This window comes from Streptomyces sp. NPDC028308, assembly GCF_055565855.1.
Genome location: NZ_JBVHTO010000001.1, coordinates 43440 through 65279 on the forward strand (window position 1 = coordinate 43440; position 21840 = coordinate 65279).

Sequence of the window (21840 nt, forward strand, 5' to 3'; positions counted from 1 at the left end):
CCGGGGCCCTCGGCCCCGGGCGCTCACGCGACCCGGGCCAGCACCTCGCCCGTCGCCGGGCTCCATGCCACCACCACGGCCTCCGGGGGCACCCGCCTCCAGCGGGTCAGCAGCAGCCACCGCACGTGGTAGCGCCGGACCACCGCGCCGCGCTCGGCCCGCGTCGACGCCGGATCGAGGTAGGCGCGCACCGCCGCCAGCCGCCGCAGCCGCACCCGCTCGTCGAGCGCGGCGTCGGGCCAGGCGGGCGTCGCGAGGTTCGGCCCGTACCCGGCGATGGAGTGGACGGCGTAGTACCCGTCGGTGATGACGACCTCGCCCGGCCCGATGTGCCGCGCCGCCCACTCGTACGTCGGCCAGTGCGGCGGCTGCGCGAAGCCGACCGGGTCCAGCGGGCGTGGCACGACCGCCCCGGCCTGGACGGTCAGGAAACCCACGCAGGCCCCGAGAGCCGCGGTCGCGCCGAGCGCGCGCCGCCAGACCGGCCAGGGCCGCGGCGCCGCCAGCTCCACCGCCAGGGCGAACTGGAGCGGCACCAGCGTCAGCCCCAGGATCCGGCCGTACGTGTAGTGCCCGCTGACCCAGCCGTACGCCACGACCAGGGACTCCAGCGCGAACATCAGCACCAGCGGATCGCGGGCGCTCCGCCACCGGCGTCCGTCCGGGGAGGCGCGCCGGGCCCTCCGCGCCCGCAGCCACAGCGCCGGCAGCCCGACGAGCGCCAGCCAGAACTGTCCGGGCAGCCCCTCGTACAGCCGCCGGTGCATGGCGTCCACGCTGGTGTCACCGGTCAGCGCGAACACGTCGAAATACGGCCACCAGGCGGCGACCAGCAGGGCCGCGCCTGCCGCCACGGCCCACCGGCCCACGACCGCCGCGCGCCATCCGCGCTGCCACGCCGCCACGAACGCCACCGCTCCGGTCACCGCGGCCACCGAGGTGATCGGATGGACGAGCAGGATCAGGCCGTACAGGGCGCCGACCGCCGCGTACCCCGAGAAGCTCCTGAGGCCGCTCGGGCCGACGTAGCGGACGGGGCCGCCGAGGCCGGCCGCGCGGGAACCCGTCAGCGCCCACGCCCAGAAGGCCAGCCCGATGGCGAACGTCGAGGGGTAGCCGAGGTTCCCCGTCATCGACATCAGCCCGAGATAGCCGCTCCACCAGGCCCGTTCGGTGCCCCAGAGCAGCACCATCGCCGGCAGCGCCCACACCGGGGCCCAGGGGCGGCGCGGCGCCAGCACCCGCACGAAGCGGCCGATGCCGGTCAGCAGCACCAGCAGGTTCACCGGTGCGGACAGCCGTACGACCTCCCAGCCCGCGAGCCCCGTCACCCGCGCGAGGGCACCCTGCGCGACGGCGTACGGCGAGTAGTACGGGCTGCCCGCGCCCGGCAGGTCGGCCATCGGGTGGCGGGGGTCGAGCAGCCGCGCCTTGAGCCGCTCGACGACCGCCGCGTGCTGGCCGAAGTCGCAGCACATCGGCACCCGCCAGTGGGCGAGCGACATCACCAGCCAGAACAGGCCGCCGAAGACCTGGTACGGAGTCGGACGCCAGGTCGCGCCGCCGCGCAGCGCCGTGGCGCCGAGCACGGCCCGCCGGACGAGGAGGTCGGCGCTCACCGGGCGCGGGGGGTCGGGCGGGGCGAAGCGATTCGGAGCATTTGACGTATGTTCCCGCCGGCGTCAACGCCCTAGCGGTGCGTCACCTCTTCGGGGGATGCCCTCTTCCCCGTTCGCCGGAGTCCCGGCGCGGTCCCGTCAGGACCACGCCGGGAATCAGCCTGTGGCGGCGGGACCTCTAGCGGGAGACGGGCGCGTCCCTGCGCAGCGGTCCCGGGACCGTGCCCGAGACCTCGGCCCGGGGCCGGGCGGCGCGCTCCACGAGCAGCGGCAGCCCCAGCACCGGCAGCAGCCAGGCCAGCACGATGAGCCGGTCCCCGTAGATGTTGATGTCCGGGTGCCCCGCCTGGTTCAGCACGCCGGTCAGGGCGGCCGCGAGGGCGAAGGCCCCGAAGGCGGGCCGCTGCCTGAGCGCGCCCCAGGCCCCGGCGAGCATCGCCGCCAGGAACAGGGGTTCCCACAGCCGGCGGCGCAGCCACTCCAGCCAGAAGTTCGACTGGAGGTGGAGGAACTCCGGCCACGGCCGGCTCCGGTCGGGGTGGCCGAAGTGCCCGGTCAGCAGGTCCTGGAGGCTCTCCGACTCCGACGGGTAGCGCAGCAGCCGCGCCGCGAGGACCGTTGCCACGGCGGCACCGCCCCCCAGCACCGCGACCGTCCGCAGCGGCCGCCCGAGCACCCTCCAGGCGCCCGCGAGCGACGGCCCCGCCCGGCGTACGCCGAGCACCGCGCACGCGCCCGCCAGGCACAGCCCGAGGAACAGCGCCTGCGAGTGCTTCACCGTGAACAGCAGCAGCAGGGAACCGCCGACCAGGGCGGCGGCGGGCCGCGTCCGCCCGTCCAGGGCCAGCGCGCAGCCCCACAGCGCCGCGAGGGTGAGCGTGAGCAGCAGCCCCTCGGTCATGGGACGCATGGCGGTCGTGCCGCACGGCAGGACGAGGAAGAGGACCTGCCCGCACAGGGCCACCGGAACCGGCGCCCGCAGGGTACGCAGGACGAGGAAGGCGAGGACACCCCCGGCGACGGTGACGGCGACACCCGCCGCCCACAGCCCCCAGGTCACGCCGAGCACCGTGACGAAGGGCAGCAGGAACACCGGATAGCCCGGCCTGGCCTCGAAGATCCGCATGAACCGGGCCGGCATGAACGGCACCGTGTGACCGGACGTCTGCCCCGCCCGCAGCCGCTCGTCCACCTGCCGCCACTGCTCGCGCCGGCACTCCTCGGCGACCCACGGGGCCGGGTTCGCGCGGTGGAAGCGGACCACGTCGACGCTCTGGTTGCGGCGCGCGATGGACGCCTTCCCTGCGCACACGTAGTCGATGGTCGCCGCCGCCGCCTCGCGCTTGCCGTCGCCGCGCAGGCTCAGCGCGTACGACAGGTAGTTCTTGGTGTCGGGGGTGTCCCGGCCGGTGACGTTGGCGAGCTGGAGCACCGCGAACACGAGCGCGACCAGGGCCACCCAGTGCCGGGCCCGCGCCGGGCGGACCGTCCACCTCCGGGCCCGCGCCCGAAGCGCGAGCCCGCCGGGCCGCGGGCGAGGGGGCCCGTCCGGGCCCCCCGGGGCGTCCGCCGTCACGAGGACACCCGCACGTCGTGTCCGGCGGGCGCGGGCACCCGGACCGGGACCGGCGCGTCCGGCTCGCCCAGCATCAGCGTCCGCACCACCCGCTCGGCGGCCCGTCCGTCGTCGAACTCGCAGAACCGCGACCGGAACCCCGCCCGCAGCCGCGCCGACTCCTCGTCGCGCCACGCCCCGGACGCGAACAGCCACGCCAGTTCCCGGTAGGAGGCGGACACATGGCCCGGCGCGTCGGCCGTGATGTCGAAGTAGGCGCCCCGGCTCGCCGTGTACGCGCCCCAGTCGTCGGCGTGCACCACGATCGGCCGGTCGAGGTTCGCGTAGTCGAACATGAGGGCCGAGTAGTCCGTCACGAGCACGTCGGAGGCGAGCATCAGCTCCTCCACGTGCGGCTCGTCCGTCCCGTCGACCAGGACGCCGCGCCGGTGCAGCTCGGCGAGTCCGAGACCGCGCGCGGGCCCCTCCGCGAGCGAGGGGTGCAGCCGTACGACGAGGGTGTGGCCCGCGCCGAGGTCGTCGGCGAACCGGGCCAGGTCCACGCGGTCGACGTGCCCGCCCCGGACGTAGTCGCGGCGCGTCGGCGCGTACAGCACCACCGTGTGGTCGGCGGGGATGCCCAGCCGGGCGCGGACCGCGGCGCCGTCCTCCGGGCGCGCCCGCACGAGGACGTCGTTGCGGGGGCTGCCGGTGCGCAGCGAGGTGAAGTGGCAGGGGTAGGCGCGGTCCCAGACCAGCTCGGAGTGGCGGTTGGCGACCAGGCTGTAGTCCCAGCGGTCCGCGCGGCGCAGCATCTGCGGGACGTCGAAGCCGTGCCGGGCGCCCGGCTTGCCGAGCAGGTCGGCGGCCATGTACTTCAGCGGGGTGCCCTGGTGGGTGTGGATGTGGACGGTCCCGGGCCGCTTCACCAGCGTGCCGGGCCAGTTGACGTTGTTGACGAAGTACGTGGCCCGGGCGGTCACCTGCCGGTAGCGCAGGGAGTCCGGCGTGACGTGCTCGATGCCGGGCGGCAGCAGCGGCACCTGGTCCTCGCGCACCACCCACACCGCCCTGATGTGCGGAGCCAGTTCACGGGCGGCGCGGTGGACGGCCGCCGGATCGCCGAGCACCCCGCGGTGCGAGAACGCCGAGTACACCGCGAGATCGGGGTCCAGCGGCCGGAGTTCCTGCACCGCGGACCATCCGCCGCGGACCCGGCTCACGGCCGCCGCGCGCGTCCGCTGCCCGCGCTCGTCGAGCGCCTTCGCGGCCCGGGCGGCCTGCCGCCGGACCCGGTAGCGGGCGTAACCGCCCCGCAGCACCCGCAGTTCGGCCGGCACCGGCCCGTCGCCGTACCCGCGGAACAGCTCCGCCGTACGCCGGAAGAACTCGCCCTTGTCCGCCTCCGGCAGCCGGTCCGGCTTGCCGAGGACGTCCAGGCAGTGCTCGCCCATCTTGCGGTGCAGGTACGGCCGCCAGTGCGCCAGCTCCGGGTGCGCGTCCAGGTGGGCGAAGACCCGCTCGTACTGCTCGTGGATGTCGAAGTGCTTGCGGCTGGTCGTGGACAGGATGTTGCCCTGGCGGCGCTGGCGGTAGGCGAGGCAGATCCGGTCGAGGGTGGCGATCCGCTCCGCGCTGAGCAGCACCGGGAACGTCCACGGCGTGTCCTCGTAGTAGCCCGGCGGGAACCGGAAGCCGTGCTTCTCGACGAAGTCGCGGCGGTAGACCTTGTTCCACACCACCATCAGCAGTTCGAGGATCTCGGGGTGCTCGGCGGCCGTGAAGGTGCCGTCACCGCCCTCGGCCAGCACCCGCGCCAGCACGTTGCGGCGGGTGCCGCCCCACCAGTAGGTCCGTGCGTAGTCGAAGACCAGCACGTCCGGGTCGGCAGTCTCGTCGAGCCGGTCGGCCATGGCGCGCAGGGCGCCAGGCGTGAGGGTGTCGTCGCTGTCGAGGAAGAACAGGAAGTCGCCGGTGGCGTGTGGCATCCCGGCGTTGCGTGCCCGGCCGAGGCCCACGTTCTCGGGCAGGTGCAGCACCCGCACCCGGGGGTCGCGGTCCGCGTACTCGTCGAGGATCGCCCCGCAGCCGTCCGGCGACCGGTCGTCGACGGCGATCACCTCCAGGTCCGGGTACGACTGCTCCAGGACCGAGTCGAGGCACTCGCGCAGAAAGCCCTGCACCTTGTAGACGGGGACGATGACGCTGAAGCGGGGCACGTCAGCTCCTAACGAGGGTGGGGGCCGGGGTGCGCTCGGCGAGGGGGAGCACGGACGGGATGGCCTCGGGGGGTTCGCCGAGGAACACCCGCCGCACGACGCGCTCGGCGGCCCGCCCGTCGTCGAACTCGCAGAACCGCTCGCGGAACCGCGCCCGCAGGGCCGCCGACTCCCCGTCCGCCCACGAGCCGTCGAGGAACAGGCCCGTCAACTCCTCGGGTGTGCGCGCCACATGACCGGGCGGGCTCTTCATCAGGTCGAAGTAGCTGCCCCGCGTCTCCCGGTAGACGTCCCAGTCGTCGGCGTACACGACGATCGGCCGGTCAAGGTTGGCGTAGTCGAACATGATCGACGAGTAGTCCGTGATCAGTCCGTCGGCGGCCAGGCAGACGTCCTCGGAGGAGCGGTGCCGGGTCACGTCGATGATCCGGCCGCTGCCCCGGGAGCGGCCCTCGTCGTAGAAGTAGTGGGCGCGCAGCAGGACCACGAAGTCGTCGCCGGCCGCCTCGCAGAACGCCTCCAGGTCGAGCCGGGTCTCGAAGCCGGTGCTGTGGTCGCGGTGCGTCGGCGCGTACAGCAGGGCCGTGGCGCCCTCGGGGACGCCCAGCGCGCGCCGGACCCGGGCGACGTGCCCGGCGTCGGCCGTGTAGTAGACGTCGTTGCGCGGATAGCCGTACTCCAGCGCCTCGTAGCCGCCGGGGAAGGCGCGCTCCCACATCTGGGTGGAGTGCCGGTTGGCGGACAGGTTGTAGTCCCAGCGGTCCACGCGGTTCAGCAGCTTGGCGAAGCTGCCGGTCGCCGCGGCCACCACCGGGTACGTCGACTGGTCCACGCCCATCTTCTTCAGCGGGGTGCCGTGCTGGGTCTGCAGGTGCACGCTGCCGGGACGCTTGACGACCGCGTCGGCGAAGTTGGCGTTGTTCACCAGGTACTTGGCGCGGGCCAGCACCTCCCAGGACCGGCGGCTGCCGATCACCGCGTGGTCCAGGCCCTCCGGCAGCGCGTCCACCGCGTCCGGCTCGACCAGGAACACCGAGCGGATGTGCGGGGCCAGTTCACGCGCCTTGGCGTGGATCGCCGCGGGGTTGCAGGCGTAACCCCGGCCCCAGTACGCGCAGTACACGGCCAGGTTCTCGTCGAGGGGCCGCCGCAGGTTCAGCGCGTACAGCGCGCGGGTGCGCAGCATCCGCGGCCGCGGCGCCCGCCGGCCCGCCGCCGCCAGCAGCCGGTTGGCGCCCCGCAGCGCGCGGAACGCGCTGTAGGCGCCGGACGCCAGCAGCCGGTGCTGCACGCCGAGACTGCCCGCAGGTGGCCGGAACCCGGCCGGGCGGTGGCGCCGGTAGAGGCCGCCCGCCCGGCGGAAGAAGGCGCGGCGCCGGCGCGCGGGCAGCCGCTCCGGATGGGCCGCCGTCTTCAGCACCAGGGTGAAGAGCTGCTCGAACAGCGGCTGCGACCGCTCGGGGGGCAGGCCTTGCGCGGCGGCCCGGGTGAGCACCAGCTCCACCTGGTCGAGGAGGTCGAGCTGGTGGGGGCCCGGGGCGTTGAGCCGGCTGCCCTGCCGCCGCAGCAGATGCCGTACGACGACCGTGCGCACCACGGCCACCCGGCGGGCCGCGAGGGTGACCAGGCCGCCCCAGCCCACGTCCGTGAAGTGCGGTGCGGGGAACGCGAGCCGGTGCTCGGTGAGGAAGGCGCGCCGGTAGGCGGCGCTCCAGGCGGGCAGCGCGACGCCGGTGAGCCGGGGGGCCCGCTCCGGCGCGAAGGCACCCGTGGGCGTTCTCGGCAGCGGGGGCGTGCTCGTCTCCACGTCCCACCAGTGGACCCGCTCGTGCTCGAAGTAGAGGACGTCCACCTCCTCACCCCGCAGCCCCGCGTCCAGGGCCGCCAGCGCGCCCGGCGCCAGCTCGTCGTCGCCGTCGAGGAAGAGCACGTACGTGCCGGTGGCGGCCGCCGTCCCGGTGTTGCGGGCCGCGCCCAGCCCGGCGGACGGCGGGGACTGGACCGGGGTCACCCGGGTGTCCCGCCCGGCGTACGCGGCGGCGACGGCGCCGGCGGGGGAGTCCGGGGCGTCGCAGACGGGGATCAGCTCGAAGTCGCCGAAGGACTGGGCGAGGACCGAGTCCAGCGCCTGGGACAGGCGCCCGGCGACTTCATGGGTGGGGACGACGATGCTGAAGCGGGGCATTCTGCTCTTTCTGTCGAGGGACGCGAGCCGGTGGGTCATCGCCCCGGCCGGCCGGCGGGACGCCAGGTGGCGGGCCGGGTCGGCGTGGGCCGCGACGAGCTGCGGGGCATGCGCGCTCCGGTTCAGAGGCCGTCGGGGGTGACGGGAGCGGCGGCCCCCGCCCCGGGTGACGGCACGTGCGTGAGGGGCGGGGCGTCCGGGACGGGGACCTGTACGGACGGCGACGTGGTGAGGGGGACGGCGGGACGGGCCGACGCGGCCGACGGCGCCGGGCGGCGCTCGGCGAGCGGTACCACCGCCGGCAGCCCGGACCGCTCGCCGAGGACCACCCGGCGCACCACCCGCTCGGCGGCGTGGCCGTCGTCGTGCGGGCAGAAGCGCTCGCGGAACGCGGCCCGCAGCTGGGCCGAGCGCGAGCCGCGCCAGTGGCCGGTCGCGAAGATGTCGATCAGCTCGTCCTCGTTGCGGGCGACCGCCCCCGGCGGGAAGGACCGAAGGTCGAAATAGGTGCCGCGGGCCGCCTCGTACGCCTCCCAGTCGTCCGCGTACACGACGATCGGCCGGTCCAGGTTGGCGTAGTCGAACATGATCGACGAGTAGTCCGTGACCAGGGCGTCCGCCGCCAGGCACAGGGCCTCGACACTCGGGTGGTCGCTCACGTCGATGAGGCGGCCGCCCGAGCCCTGGGCGAGCGGGCGGCCGTAGGAGGGGTGGGCCCGGGTCAGCAGCACGTAGCGCGGTCCGAGCCGGCGCAGCACGCGTTCCAGGTCGAGGGTGTGCAGCTGCCCCCGGCGGTAGTCGCGGTGGGTCGGCGCGTACAGGACGGCCACGGAGGACTCGGGGATGCCGAGGGACTCCCGCAGCCGGGCCACGTCCGCCGCCGTCGCCTGCTGGAACACGTCGTTGCGCGGCTGCCCGTACTCCAGCGTCGTGTAGCCGGAGGGCAGGACGCGCTCCCAGACCAGGGTGGAGTGGCGGTTGGCCGACAGGCAGTAGTCCCAGGTGTCGGCGGAGCGGAGCAGCGCCGCGAAGTCCGTGTCGCGGGCGGCCGCCGGGCGGTCCTGGAGGTCGAGCCCCATCCGTTTCAGCGGGGTGCCGTGCTGCGTCTGGATCACCACCTGCCCGGGGCGCTTGACCAGCCGCAGCCCGAGACCGGCGTTGTCGACCACGTAGGTGGAGCGGGCGAGGGCCGTCCAGTACGCGGCGGACCCGGGCCGCAACCGGCGGGTCGCCGGCGGCACGGTGTGGTGGTGCTCGGCGTACGCGATCCACGCCGTGCGGATGTGCGGGACGAGGGTGCGGAACGCGGACTCCAGGGCGCCCGGGTTGCAGCCGTAACCGCGGCCGTCGTGACTGGAGAACACCGCGTGGTCGGCGCGCAGCGGCAGCCGCAGCTGGACGCGGTAGTGGAGCCGGAGCGCGGCCTCCCGCACCCGGCGGCGCAGGCCCGCGGTCGACCGCAGCGCCCGTCTGCGCAGCCGCGACCCGAGCGAGAGCAGCCGGTACGTGCGGTGGCTGCCCAGGCGGATCAGCGCGTGCCGGAGCCTGACACGTGCTCGCACCGGGGCGCCCGGGGTGCGGTGCCGGGCGTAGTGGGCGCGGGCCCTGCGCAGGAACTCGGCGCGGCTGCCGCGCGGCAGCCGCCCGCGCCGGGTGAACACCGTGGCGATGTGGTCGACCATCCGCCGGAACAGCAGCGGCCGCCAGTGCGCCAGCTCCGGGTGCGCGTCCAGGTACGCGAAGACCCGGTCGTACTGGTCGAAGACGTCGAAGTGGCCCCGGCCGGGCGTGCCGAGGATGCTGCCCCGGCGCCGCTGCCGGTAGTGGACGCAGACCCGGTCCAGGGTGGCGATGGTCTCGGCGGACATCAGGGCCGGGTAGGTCCAGGGGGTGTCCTCGTAGAGCCCGGGCGGGAAGGTCAGGCCCGCCCGCTCGACGAAGTCCCGCCGGTACGCCTTGTTCCAGACGACCATCAGCATCGTGAGGAGCCCCGGCCGGTCCTCGAGCCGGAAGGGCGCCGGGCCCTGCTCGGTGAGCTGCCCCGCCAGCCGGTTGCGGACGGCCTCGCCCGACCAGAAGGTACGCGCGTAGTCGTAGACCAGGACGTCCGGCTCGGAGGTCTCCTTCAGCCGGTCGGCGATGGACCGCAGCGCGTCGGGGGTGAGGGTGTCGTCGCCGTCCAGGAAGAGCAGGTAGTCGCCGCGCGCGTGCCCCAGGCCCGCGTTGCGCGCGCGGCCCAGACCCACGTTCTCGGGCAGGTGCAGCGGGCGCACGCGGGCGTCGCGGGCCGCGAACTCGTCGATGATCGCGCCGCAGGCGTCGGGTGAGCAGTCGTCGACCGCGATGATCTCGAGGTCCGGGCAGGACTGCTCAAGCACGGATTCGAGGCACTCGTGCAGGTACGCCTGAACCTTGTACGCGGGGACGATGACACTGAACCTGGGCAAGGGACATCCATGGGTCGGCGCGGGCATACTGCCCGGGAACGGCCGAAGGGGTGACCTGGTTACGCCGGATGCGGCATCCGGGGGACGGCGGCCGCGCGAGCTCGGCGAACGCTCCGGCGCCCGCGCCCCCGTGACGTCCCGTGCCGGACCGGCGTACGCGCGACGGAGGGCGGACCGGAACCGGCCCGCCCTCCGACTGCTCTGGTGCCGTGGCTACTTCACGGCGCCCGCCATCACGCCGGACACGAACTGCCGCTGGAACGCGAAGAACACGGCCACCGGGATCACCATCGAGATGAAGGCGCCGGGCGCCAGCACGTCGATGTTGTTGCCGAACTGCCGTACCTGCGTCTGAAGGGCCACCGTGATCGGCTGGGTGCCGGCCTTGGTGAACACCAGCGCCACCAGCATGTCGTTCCACACCCACAGGAACTGGAAGATGCCGAGTGAGGCGATCGCCGGCCCGCCCAGCGGCATCACGACCCGCAGGAACAGGCGCAGTTCACCCGCGCCGTCGAGCCGCGCCGCCTCCAGCAGCTCCCGCGGGATCTCCGCGAAGAAGTTCCGCAGCAGGAACACCGCGAACGGCAGTCCGAAGCCGACGTGGAAGAGGATGACTCCGAGGATCGTCCCGAACAGGCCGAGTTTGCCGAAGAGTTCGGCGATCGGGATGAGCGCCACCTGCACGGGCACCACCAGCAGGCCGACCACGCCGAGGAACCACCAGTCGCGGCCCGGGAACTCCATCCAGGCGAACGCGTAGCCGGCGAGCGAGCCGATCACCACCACCAGCAGCGTAGCCGGGACCGTGATCAGCACCGTGTTCACCAGCGAACTGGTGATGTCGCTGTTCTCCAGCAGCTTCTGGTAGCTGTCCACGGTCAGCTGCGAGGGTTCGCTGAAGACCTTCCACCAGCCGCTCGCGCTCATGTCCTCGGGCTTGCGCAGCGACGACAGCAGCAGCCCGATGGTCGGCACCAGCCAGAACAGGGCGACCAGGATGAGGAACAGCTGGAGCACACCGCCGCTGACCCCGCTCGCCAGGCGGGACCCGAGCGACCTCTTCGCCCGGACGGTCTCGACGGGCGCCGTCTTGATCAGAGTGCCGGTCTGTGTGGTCATCGGCGTACCTCCCGCCGCAGCCTGCGGACGTTGAACAGCATCACGGGGATGACCAGGAGCAGCAGGAACACGGCGATCGCGCTCGCGATGCCGGGCTGGTCCTCGGAGAAGCCCTTGCGGTACAGCTCCAGGGCCAGCACGTTCGCGTCGTCCTGGGACGAGCCCGGCGGGATGATGAAGACCAGGTCGAAGACCTTCAGCACGTTGATCATCAGCGTGACCGTGACGACCGCGAGGACCGGCGCGAGGAGCGGCACCGTGACCCGGCGGAACACCTGCCACTCGGTGGCGCCGTCCACCCGCGCCGCCTCCAGCAGTTCGCGCGGCACGCCGGCCAGCCCCGCGGCGATGAGCACCATCGCGAAGCCGGCCCACATCCACACGTACGAGCCGATGACGGCCGGGGTCACCAAGGAGGGGCCGAGCCAGTCCACGCCGTTGTACGGCTCGCGGAAGTTGCTCGCCGGCAGTCGCAGCAGAGCCCCGTCCGCCTCGCCGGACAGCATGAAGGTGCCGTCGGCGCCGACCTCCGTGGAGTCCACGACCTTGCCGTCCTTCACGGCCTCGACCTTCATGCCCGCGTAGCCGAGCTCCGTGCCGTCGACGGCGCCGAGTTCGCCGACGCCCTTGCCGCGGGTGAAGTCCTGCCAGGCCGTACCGGTGACCTTGCCGGGCTCCGCCTTCGCCTGTACGGCGTTCTTCGCGCCGTCGGGCATCTTGTCCGGGGCCACGCCGACCAGCGGCAGCGTCACCGGCCGGCCGGCGCTGACGGGCGTCCTGGTGACGAACCCGCCGTCGTCCGCCTTGAGCGGCGACTCCCGGCCCGGGTGCGCCTTCGGGAAGGCCGACGACTCCGCGAAGGTGTCGTGGACGCCCACCCAGACCGCGTTGGCGACGCCCTTCTCCGGGTCCTCGTCGTAGACCAGCCGGAAGATGATGCCGGCGGCGAGCATCGAGATCGCCATCGGCATGAAGACGACCAGCTTGAACGCCGTTCCCCAGCGCACCCGTTCGGTGAGCACCGCGAAGATCAGGCCGAGGGCCGTCGAGACGGTCGGCGCGAACACCACCCACAGCACGTTGTTCTTCAACGCGGTGCGGATGCCGTCGTCCGTGAACAGCGCCTTGTAGTTGTCGACGCCGGCGAAGCCGTCGCCGCTCTGGTCGAAGAAGCTGCGGACCAGCGAGTACCCGATCGGGTAGACCACGAGCGCGCCGAGCAGCACCAGGGCGGGCAGCAGGAACAGCGCTGCCACCGCCTTGCGGGTGCCGGTCACGCTCTTGCGGTGGTGAGCCGCGGGAGGAGTCGGGGTGACTCCTCCCGCCGATGCCGACGTCATCCCCGGATCAGTCCTTGTACGCCTTGGCGGCGGCCGACTCCAGCCTCTCCTGCGTACCCGCGACGTCCTTGGGGTTCTTCAGGAAGTCCTGGAGTTCCTTCCACTCGCCCTTGCCCGGTGTGCCGCCGAACGCCTGAGGCGCCTGGTCCGACATGTCGAAGCGGAAGTCGTCGCCGGCCGAGACCAGGGCCTGCGCCATCTTGCGCTGCACCGCGTTCGGGTACGCCGACGCGTCGACGTTCTTGTTGGGGGAGAGGTAGCCGCCGAGCTTCGCCTGGATGGCCGCCGCGTCGGACGAGGCGAGGAACGTGGCGAGGGCCTGGGCCGCCTTGGAGTCCTTCAGGATGACGGCCGCGTCGCCGCCGCTGACGACCGGCGCCTCGTCACCCACGGCCGGGAACGGGAACACCTTCGCGCCCGTGCCCACCTTCGCCTTGGTCTCCGCGATGTTGACCTGGACGAAGTCGCCCTCGAAGACCATGCCGGCCTTCGGCTGGTCGCCGCCCTGGAACGTCTGCGTCACGGAGTCCGGGAACTCCGTCTGCAGGGCCCCGCTCGCGCCGCCCGCGATGTAGTCCTTCTTGCCCCACAGCTGCGCGAGCGTGGTCAGCGCGTCCTTCACGGACGCGTCCGTCCACTTGATCTTGTGCTCGGCGAGCTGGTCGTACTTCTCGGGGCCGGCCTGGGAGAGGTAGATGTTCTCGAACCAGTCCGTGAGGGTCCAGCCGTCCGCGCCGCCGACGGAGACGGGCGTGACGCCGGAGTCGTAGACGGTCTGCGCGGTGTCGAGGAACTCGTCCCAGGTCTTGGGCTCCTTGGCGCCCGCGTTCTCGAAGACCTGCGTGTTGTACCAGACCAGCGACTTGTTGGCGGCCTTGTAGTACACGCCGTACTGCTCGCCGTCGACCTTCCCGAGGTCCTGCCAGCCCTGGGAGTAGTTCTTCCGCAACTGCTCCTGGGCCGCCTTGCCGACGGGCTTGGCCCACTTCTTCTCGACGGCCTGCTTGATGGCGCCGACCTGGGGGAGCATCGCGATGTCCGGCGGCTCCCCGCCCGCGATCTTCGACCCCAGGAAGTTGATGATCGGGTCCTGTGCCGGTACGAAGGTGACCTTGGCGCCGGTGCGCTTCTCGAACTCGGCGAGCACCTTCTTGAAGTTGGCCTGCTCGGGGCCGGTCCAGACGGCGGCGACCTCCAGGTTCTCGCCGTCCAGCTTGGGGAGCGAGACGGACGATCCGCCGCTCTCCTTGTCCTTGCCGCCGCTCTTGTCGCCGTCGTCGTCTCCGCCGCACGCGGTGAGCGCGAGGGCGAGAGCACCGGCCGTGAGGGCCGCGGCCGCGTTCCGTGCGGTCTTGCTCGGCTTGCGTGAGTGAACAGTGCTGCGCATCTGTGCCCCGTTCTTCGTTCCTCGTCGAACGTCTGAGCGGTGTGTTGAGCGTGTCCCGTGCGCTCTGGTCTACGCCCGCCTGCTTGAGGGCGGCAAGAGCGCCTACGGTGTCAAGTGAGTGATCGTGACCGCGTCGTGACCTGCGGGCTTCCGGCGGGGGCGGCTTCCACGGGATCACGGCTCGCGTCATCACCGGCGTATCCGCCCGACACGGACGGAATGTGAGGTTCCGTCATGGGGCGGACGCGCCGAATGTCCTTTTCGGACACGCCAGTTGACGGACCGGCACGTAAGCGGAGCGCTCGTTCCGGGTGCCGGGGTGAGGGAAGCGCCGGGGTCGAAGAAGCGTGCGGGGTCAGAGCAGCGAGGGGACCTCGGTCGCGGCGACCGAACGGGCCGCCCGCTCCAACGCGCTGGCAAGCAGCGCCAGATCGGTCGGGCCGTTGCCGAGCTCCCGCACGGGCCGCCGGGCCGGCGGGTCCCCCATCCGCTGCCACTCCAGGGGCACCACCGTGGGCCGCTGTGTCGCCGTACGGGGGATCCGGCCCGTCACCCGCCCGCCCTGGAAGGGCGTGACGCGTCCGTCCGCCCCGGACACCCGCCCCCGTCCCGGCGCAGGTTCGTCCGCTCCCGGCGTCGGCGCGTCCAGCGTGACCCGCAGCGCGGCCGTCCTGGCCAGCTCCGTGTCCGTCGCCCGCCCGCACATCCCGGTCGTCGCCACCAGGTGCACGCCGAGCCGCTCGCCTTCCCGGGCCACCGCCTCCAGCGCCCGTACGACGGAGCCCGCCGAGGGCCTACCGGGCGAACCCAGCGCGGGCGACAGCAGGGAGTCCAGGTCGTCGACCACCACGACGAGACGGGCCAGCGGCGGCCCCGGCTCCGCCTGCCGGCGGGCCGCCGCCGGGCGCAGCCTGATCGTCGACGTGGTGGGGCTGTCGAGGTCCCCGGTGCCGGACGAGCCGCTCGCCGAGCGCTGGGTGACCATCCGGCCGGACACCTCGCGGTTCGTGTGCCACTCGGTGAAGTCCTGGCGGCCGAGCAGCTCGGCCCGCCGCTTCAGCTCGGCGCTCAGGGACTGCGCGAACTCCCGCATGCGCACGGGGTCGTTGGCGGTGAGGTGGGTCGAGACGTGCGGCAGGTCCGTACAGGCGGCGAGTCCGTCGGCCGGTCCCTGCGCGCCCTTGCCGCCGGTGTGGTCCCGCCCGTCTATCAGGACGATGCCGAGCCGGTCCGGGCGCTCCGCGGCGGCGAGCGACGCGGCCAGCGACCGCAGCAGCTCCGTACGGCCGCTGCCCGGGGGTCCCTCGATCAGCAGGTGCGGGCCGTCGGCGGCGAGGTCGACGCAGACCGGGCCGCGCGGTCCCGCTCCGAGCACCGCGCGGGCCCGGCCGCCGAGCGCCTCGGTGTCGTCGGCCGCGTCGGCCCAACGGGCCAGCAGGGACGCGGGGGTGGCGCGGGCGAGCCCCAACTCGTCGAGCAGCCGTGCCGCCTGGGGCAGCGGCGCGGACACGCGTGCGTGCCGGTCGCCGGTGCCGTCGGTGCGCAGGGGTGCGAGCGCCCGCGCGAACCGCTCGGCCCAGGCCGCCGACACCGCGTCCACCGCGGCGACGGTGCCGTGTCCGACGAAACCCGGGACGGAGCCGCCGTCGGGGCGGTCCGGGGAGCCGGCCGGGGAGTCTTCCGGCCCGGTGCCGGGCGGGGTGTGCCGGCCGTGCCCGGAGGGCAGCTCGCCCCGATCGGGAGCGGTGCCCGGGCGCGGGGCTCCGGACGGATCCGCGGGGCCGCCCGGCGCGACCCGCATCAGGTGCAGGGCGGTCGCCACGTCACCGCTGAGCAGCGCGACGGCACCGCACTCCCGGAAACCGGGCGCCGCCTCGCAGGCGGCCTCGTACGTCCGCGTCACCGGGGACGCCGGGGACGCGGCCGCCGTCTCGGCGAGACACACCACGTGGATGCCCGCCCGGGCGCCCTCGCGCGCCAGCCGCACCACCGCGTCGCGCACTCCCGCGCCGCCGGGGTCGCCGTCCACGACGAGCACGGTGTACGGGCCCTCCGCGACGTCCTCCGGGTCCTCGCCCCGCGCCCACGAGGGACGGCGGGCGGCTCCGCGCACGGGACCCGCCGCGCCGGGGGACGGACGGGCGCCCGCCGCACCTCCGGCCTCCGTGAGGTGGTCGTCGAGACGGCGCAGCAGCTCGTCCGCGCGCGCGGTCGCCTGGTCGCGGTCGTAGGCGAGGAGGAGACGGCAGTCCTGGCCGTGACCGGGGCGGACGTGCGGGAGCCAGCCGAGCCAGGACCACTCGGCGGTGCGCTCCTCCACGCCGCGCGAACGGTCGGTGCTGATCAGGACGATCTCAAGGGTGTCGGGGGAGTGCAGCGCGGCGAGCTGGGCGACGACCGCGCGGGCCAGCCCCGCCAGCCGCGCCCGGGGTCCCGCCAGACCGAGCGAGCCGACCTCGCGCAGCCCCGCCGTCACCGGCACGGCGGGCAGCAGACCCGAGCCGTCGGGCGCCGCGCGGTCGGCCGTGCCCAGCCGCACGGTGAGCATCTCCGGGTGCCCCGGCTCGCGCTCCCACAGCCGCGGCCCCGGGCCGAGCGCCGTGAGCAGCAGGGTCGCGGGGTCCGGCCAGGTGTCCGGCACCAGCGCCGGAGCGGTCACGGGGTCCGCCGCCTCGGCCGCCGGTTCGTCGTCGTAGGTCCCGGGGCCGGCCTCGGGCAGCTCGCCCCGGCCGCCGGTCAGCCGCCGCGCCCAGGCGGAGAAGCCGCGCTTGCGGACGCCGGGCGGCACGTCGGTGCCGGGGGCGGCAGGGCCCGGGGCGCCGCCCTCGCGGGTGCCCGCGCCGGGGGCCGCCGTGGCTCCCTCGCCGCGTGCCCCGGGGTCGCCGTGCCGGTCGGGGCGCGGTGCCGGGGCCGCCGCGGCGGGGCGGCCGTTCTCGATACGGGGTGCGCGTCCCTGCCCGGGGACGACGGGGTCCGCGCCGGGTTCGTGCCCCTGCGCGCCCGGGACACCTCCGGCCGAGCCCCAGCCCCCGGAGCCGTAGCCGTGATGGGTCTCGCCCGCCGGGGCGTACGGGTCCCGCCCTGCACCCCCGTCCGTACGGGTTCCCGCCGCCGGGGTCTCGGTGCCCTCCACGCGCGCGTGGGGCACGGCGGCGGTCTGCCGGGGTGCCCCCGAAGGCACCGTGGACGTCCGGCCGGCCGCACCGGAGGAAGGGCCGCTCCCGGTGAGGCCGGTCTCCCGCGAGCCCACGGCGGGCACCCGCACGTGTCCCTCGCCGTCGGGCGCGGTCGGGACCGTCCCGACGCCGGTGGCCGGGGCGAGACGCAGCGCGGACTCGCCGACCCGCAGCAGCGCCCCCGGCCCGAACCGCACCGGACGCTCGCCCACCCGGGCGCCGTCGATGGCCGTGCCGTTCGTGGAGCCGAGGTCGGCGACCGCGACGCGGCCGTCGGCCGAGACCGTGACCGCGCAGTGCAGCCGGGACACGTCCGGGTCGTCCAGCGGGACGTCCGCGTCGGCCGAGCGGCCGATGTGGATCCGGCCGCCGTGCAGCAGGTGGACACCGCCCGCGTCGGGACCCGCGATCACATGCAGCTGGGCGGTGACGTCGCTCTCGTCGGGGCCGGGCTCCGCGGGGGCGCCCAGCGACAGCACGGCGCCGTCCGTCAGCGGCGGCTCGCCCAGGGTGCAGCGCTGCGCGTCGAGCCGCTCGGCACCCGCGTACAGCACGAGCGGACCGTCGCCCGCCGCCACCGCCGAGGCCAGTCCGGACGCGATCGCGGCCAGCGCCGTCCCCGCGGGGGCGGTGACCAGCACATCGCAGGCGGCGGCTCGCCCCCGCGGCTCCGAGGGCGGGCCCAGCGGGTCTACGACGGTCAGCCGGATCTGCATCGCCGTCAGGGGTCCCTTCCGCGCGGGCACCCGGAACGGGGACGAGACTGCGCCGCGGTCCCCCACCGCAGACTCCCCCACCGCACACGGGCACGTCGGCCAGTACTGAGGGCATCCTCGCACCTGACACCGACAACACGCCCGCCGCCCGGGAACAAGTGATCTTGATTGGTCGGCTCTGCCCGCAAAAGTGCCTGACCAGTGCCCGACCGGTGCCCGCTTGAGATCGGTCACGTCCAGGGTTCGGCAACCAACGGTCCGAAGCGAGCGTCTTTCCTTCGAACACGTACGGGACCCGTACGCGGACGCCGCCGCAGGCACCGGAGCGGGCACGGGAAGCACAGCCGGACGACAGCCCGGTCCCGCGCCCCACGGCACTACAGTGGGGCGGAACACCCGAGCACTCCGAGCGACGTGGACGACGGTGGACGGACCAGCCAAGCAAGCAGCAGGGAGCGCATGACGTGCGGCCGGTAGGGAGCAAGTACCTCCTTGAGGAGCCGCTGGGACGCGGCGCCACAGGCACCGTCTGGCGCGCCCGCCAGAGGGAGACCGCGGGCGCCGAGGCGGCCGTCGCCGGGCAGCCCGGCGAGACCGTGGCGATCAAGGTCCTCAAGGAGGAGCTGGCAAGCGACGCGGACGTCGTGATGCGGTTCCTGCGGGAGCGGTCGGTGCTGCTGCGCCTGACCCACCCGAACATCGTCCGGGTCCGCGACCTGGTCGTCGAGGGAGACCTGCTCGCGCTGGTCATGGACCTCGTCGACGGTCCCGACCTGCACCGATACCTCCGCGAGAACGGGCCCTTCTCGCCCGTCGCCGCCGCCCTCCTCACCGCCCAGGTGGCCGACGCGCTCGCCGCCAGCCACGCCGACGGGGTCGTCCACCGCGACCTCAAGCCGGCGAACGTCCTGCTCAAGCAGGACGGCGGCCAGATGCACCCGATGCTGACCGACTTCGGCATCGCCCGGCTCGCCGACTCACCCGGGCTCACCCGCACCCACGAGTTCGTCGGCACGCCCGCGTACGTGGCGCCCGAGTCCGCCGAGGGCCGCCCCCAGACGTCCGCCGTCGACATCTACGGCGCCGGCATCCTGCTCTACGAGCTGGTGACCGGGCGTCCGCCGTTCTCCGGAGGGTCGGCCCTGGAGGTGCTCCACCAGCACCTGAGCGCCGAGCCCCGCCGGCCCTCGACCGTGCCGGACCCGCTGTGGACCGTCATCGAGCGGTGCCTGCGCAAGAACCCCGACGAGCGGCCCAGCGCCGAGAACCTCGCCCGCGGGCTGCGCACGGTCGCCCAGGGGGTCGGCGTGCACGCCAGCCCCGCGCAGATCGCCGCCGCGGAGGGGGTCGGCGCGCTCCTCGCGCCCGATCCGGCTCCCGCCCCCGTGCCCGGCACGCCGGGTGCCGCCGACCCGACGCAGGTGCTGCCGCACGGTGCGGGCGCCTACGACCCGAACGGCGCCACCAGCGTCCTGCCGCACACCTCCGGTGCCGCCGATCCGACGTCCGTGCTGCCGCACCGCGGGGCCGCCGATCCGACCGCCGTGCTGCCTCCGGTGCCGCCGAACGGGCCGGGCGGGCAGCAGGGGCAGCCCGGTCAGCCCGAGGACCCGCACCCCTGGCAGAGCCAGCTGCGGGCGGCCCGTGACCGCAACGAGCAGACGCAGGTCCAGTCGTACCTCGACCCCGAGGACGATCCGCTGCGGCGCCGGCCCCAGCGGCAGGTGGCCCGGCCCCAGCAGCGGCCGCAACAACAGCGGCCTCAGCAGCAGCAGCGGCCCCAGGGGCAGCAGCCGCCGCCCGGGTACGGGTATCCGCAGCAGCAGCCTCAGCAGTACGCGCCGCAACGGCAGCAGCCGCAGCAGCAACCGCAACGGCAGCAGCCGCAGCGGTACGCTCCCGCGCCGCAGCAGCCCCAGCAGCCCGCCCCCCGGCAGCCGCGCGAGCCCCGGCAGCGGAGCGCCAACCCGATGAAGATCCCCGGCCTCGGCTGCCTCAAGGGGTGCCTGTTCACCGTCGTCATCCTGTTCGTCGCCGGATGGCTGGTCTGGGAGCTGAGCCCCCTCCAGGAGTGGATCGGCACCACCAAGGGCTACTGGGAGCAGCTGAGCGACTGGTTCAACACCGTGAGTGGGTGGATCGGGGACCTGGGCGCCAAGTCCGGGCAGTGAGGTTGCTCCGGAGCGGTCCTGAGAGCTTGCTCCGGAGCGGTCCGGAGCGGTCCGGAGCGGTCATGAGGGGTCATGAGGGGTTGCCCGAGGTGGTCATGACAGGTCGCTTTGGGGTGGCTTCGGCTCTTCGGGGGTGCCGACTCTGGGGATTTGTCGACACCTGAGGGGTGATTTCCGTCTCCGCGGTGAAGGTTGGCTGTTCCGGCGCGTAGTTTTGACGACAACACGCGTCTGTAGGAGCAGTCTTGGCACGGAAGATCGGCAGCCGGTACACCGCCAACCAGATCCTGGGGCGGGGCAGCGCCGGCACGGTGTGGCTGGGCGAGGGGCCGGAGGGCCCCGTCGCCATCAAGCTGCTGCGCGAGGACCTCGCGTCCGACCAGGAGCTCGTGGGGCGCTTCGTCCAGGAGCGCACGGCGCTTCTGGGGCTCGACCACCCCCACGTGGTCGCGGTGCGCGACCTCGTCGTGGACGGCAACGACCTCGCGCTCGTCATGGACCTCGTCCGCGGCACCGATCTGCGGACCCGGCTCGACCGGGAGCGGCGGCTGGCCCCCGAGGCCGCGGTCGCGATCGTCGCCGACGTCGCGGACGGGCTCGCCGCGGCGCACGCCGCCGGGGTCGTCCACCGGGACGTGAAGCCCGAGAACGTCCTCCTGGACATGCAGGGCCCCCTCGGGCCGGGCGGCTCGCATCCCGCGCTGCTGACGGACTTCGGCGTGGCCAAGCTCATCGACTCGCCCCGGCGGACCCGGGCGACGAAGATCATCGGCACGCCGGACTATCTCGCCCCCGAGATCATCGAGGGGCTGCCGCCGCGGGCCGCCGTCGACATCTACGCGCTCGCGACGGTGCTGTACGAGCTGCTGGCCGGGTTCACCCCCTTCGGGGGCGGGCACCCCGGGGCGGTGCTGCGGCGGCACGTCACCGAGCGTGTGGTGCCGCTGCCCGGTATCCCCGACGAGCTGTGGCAGCTGATCGTGCAGTGCCTCGCCAAGGCGCCGGCGTCCCGGTTGCGGGCGTCCGAGCTGGGGGCGCGGCTGCGGGAGCAGCTGCCGCTGCTGGCCGGGATGCCGCCGCTGGACGTGGACGAGCCGGACGCGGAGCCGGAGGAGGGCGAGGGCGCGTACGAGGAGGCGGCCGAGGCCGTTCCGGTGCGTGAGGGGGAGCGGGCGGAGCGGGGGCGGGTTCGGCGGGGGGCGGTGCCGTTGGTGCCGGGGGCTGCGCCCGACTCGAACCGGGACACGCATACGTCGATGCGGGTGCCGGGGCCGGACGAGCTGGCCGGGGGTGCGCGGGGGACGGCTCGGGCGCCGCGGGCTGCGGGGGCGCCGCGGCCTGGGTCGGCCCGGCATCGGGCGTCCGCCCGGCGGCGGAGGATCACGCTGGGGGCGGCGGCGGTGGCGTTGGTCGCGGCGGTGGGCGTGGGGACGTGGGTGGCCACGTCGGGGGACGACGCGGGGGCCACACCCCGGGACGACAAGGAGACGTCGGCGCCTGCGGTGCCTTGATGGACGTCGGTGTGGTGGGCGTCGGGGCGCTGTCGGTCCGGTGGGTGGGTCGGGTCCGTGCCGGTACATCCGGCCGTCGGTAGTTGTTGTGGGCGTCCGTCACCAGCGTTCCTCGGTCGGGTACGTCCCCGTCTCGACGGCCATTTGATGTACCGGCACGGCCCCTTCGGTCGCATGGCGGCTTGCGGTTCGTAGGGGCTGAGCTGCGGGGGCGCGGGGTCGGTGGCCCTGGTGCGGGCCGGTGGGCGACGCCCACCCCGGCCGGGGGCGGCTGTCCACCCGCATGAGCTGCGGGCATGCGTGCGGCTCGGGCCGTCCGTCCGCTCCCGCTGCGGGCATGCGTGCCGCTTGGGGCGATGGGGGTCCCCCCGCTCGAGCGGAGCCGAGAGTGG

Annotated in this window: 11 protein-coding genes; 2 read left to right on the forward strand and 9 right to left on the reverse strand. The window is 74.3% G+C overall.

From position 1 onward, the window contains the following. Positions 1 to 23: 23 nt before the first annotated feature. The 9 genes from ACZ4VA_RS00165 to ACZ4VA_RS00205 form a co-directional block, all read right to left on the reverse strand. On the reverse strand, positions 24 to 1619 hold the full coding sequence (locus ACZ4VA_RS00165; RefSeq protein ID WP_468079016.1) for a hypothetical protein: 1596 nt from the start codon (positions 1617 to 1619) through the stop codon (positions 24 to 26). Between the two features lie 178 nt (positions 1620 to 1797). Then, entirely contained in the window at positions 1798 to 3078 is a 1281-nt protein-coding gene (locus tag ACZ4VA_RS00170) for a hypothetical protein (protein ID WP_356174230.1), read from the reverse strand. 113 nt (positions 3079 to 3191) lie between these two features. Beyond that, positions 3192 to 5393, reverse strand: coding sequence for a bifunctional glycosyltransferase/CDP-glycerol:glycerophosphate glycerophosphotransferase (locus ACZ4VA_RS00175; protein WP_356174233.1), 2202 nt, complete (start codon positions 5391 to 5393; stop codon positions 3192 to 3194). Between the two features lies 1 nt (position 5394). Beyond that, the gene (locus tag ACZ4VA_RS00180; protein ID WP_468079018.1) at positions 5395 to 7578 is read right to left on the reverse strand and encodes a bifunctional glycosyltransferase/CDP-glycerol:glycerophosphate glycerophosphotransferase; all 2184 of its coding nucleotides are present in this window, start codon (positions 7576 to 7578) and stop codon (positions 5395 to 5397) included. Between the two features lie 122 nt (positions 7579 to 7700). Next, entirely contained in the window at positions 7701 to 10025 is a 2325-nt protein-coding gene (locus ACZ4VA_RS00185) for a bifunctional glycosyltransferase/CDP-glycerol:glycerophosphate glycerophosphotransferase (protein WP_452922484.1), read from the reverse strand. Positions 10026 to 10238: 213 nt separating this feature from the next. Next, positions 10239 to 11147, reverse strand: a complete 909-nt coding sequence (locus ACZ4VA_RS00190) for a carbohydrate ABC transporter permease (protein WP_355787311.1) — start codon at positions 11145 to 11147, stop codon at positions 10239 to 10241. Then, complete coding sequence (locus tag ACZ4VA_RS00195; RefSeq protein ID WP_468079605.1) at positions 11144 to 12424, reverse strand: carbohydrate ABC transporter permease; 1281 nt, start codon at positions 12422 to 12424, stop codon at positions 11144 to 11146. The genes ACZ4VA_RS00190 and ACZ4VA_RS00195 overlap by 4 nt, the downstream gene beginning before the upstream one ends. Before the next feature lie 70 nt (positions 12425 to 12494). Further along, positions 12495 to 13874: an ABC transporter substrate-binding protein gene (locus tag ACZ4VA_RS00200; protein WP_468079021.1), complete on the reverse strand. Its 1380-nt coding sequence runs from the start codon at positions 13872 to 13874 to the stop codon at positions 12495 to 12497. A gap of 355 nt (positions 13875 to 14229) precedes the next feature. Then, positions 14230 to 17766, reverse strand: a complete 3537-nt coding sequence (locus tag ACZ4VA_RS00205) for an FHA domain-containing protein (protein ID WP_468079023.1) — start codon at positions 17764 to 17766, stop codon at positions 14230 to 14232. 464 nt (positions 17767 to 18230) lie between these two features. On the opposite strand from ACZ4VA_RS00205, the gene ACZ4VA_RS00210 reads away from it, so the two are divergent. Next, a complete protein-coding gene (locus ACZ4VA_RS00210; RefSeq protein WP_356174246.1) occupies positions 18231 to 19937 on the forward strand; it encodes a serine/threonine-protein kinase in 1707 nt (568 codons plus the stop codon). Between the two features lie 245 nt (positions 19938 to 20182). Continuing rightward, positions 20183 to 21448: a serine/threonine-protein kinase gene (locus ACZ4VA_RS00215; RefSeq protein WP_356174249.1), complete on the forward strand. Its 1266-nt coding sequence runs from the start codon at positions 20183 to 20185 to the stop codon at positions 21446 to 21448. Positions 21449 to 21840: the final 392 nt, after the last annotated feature.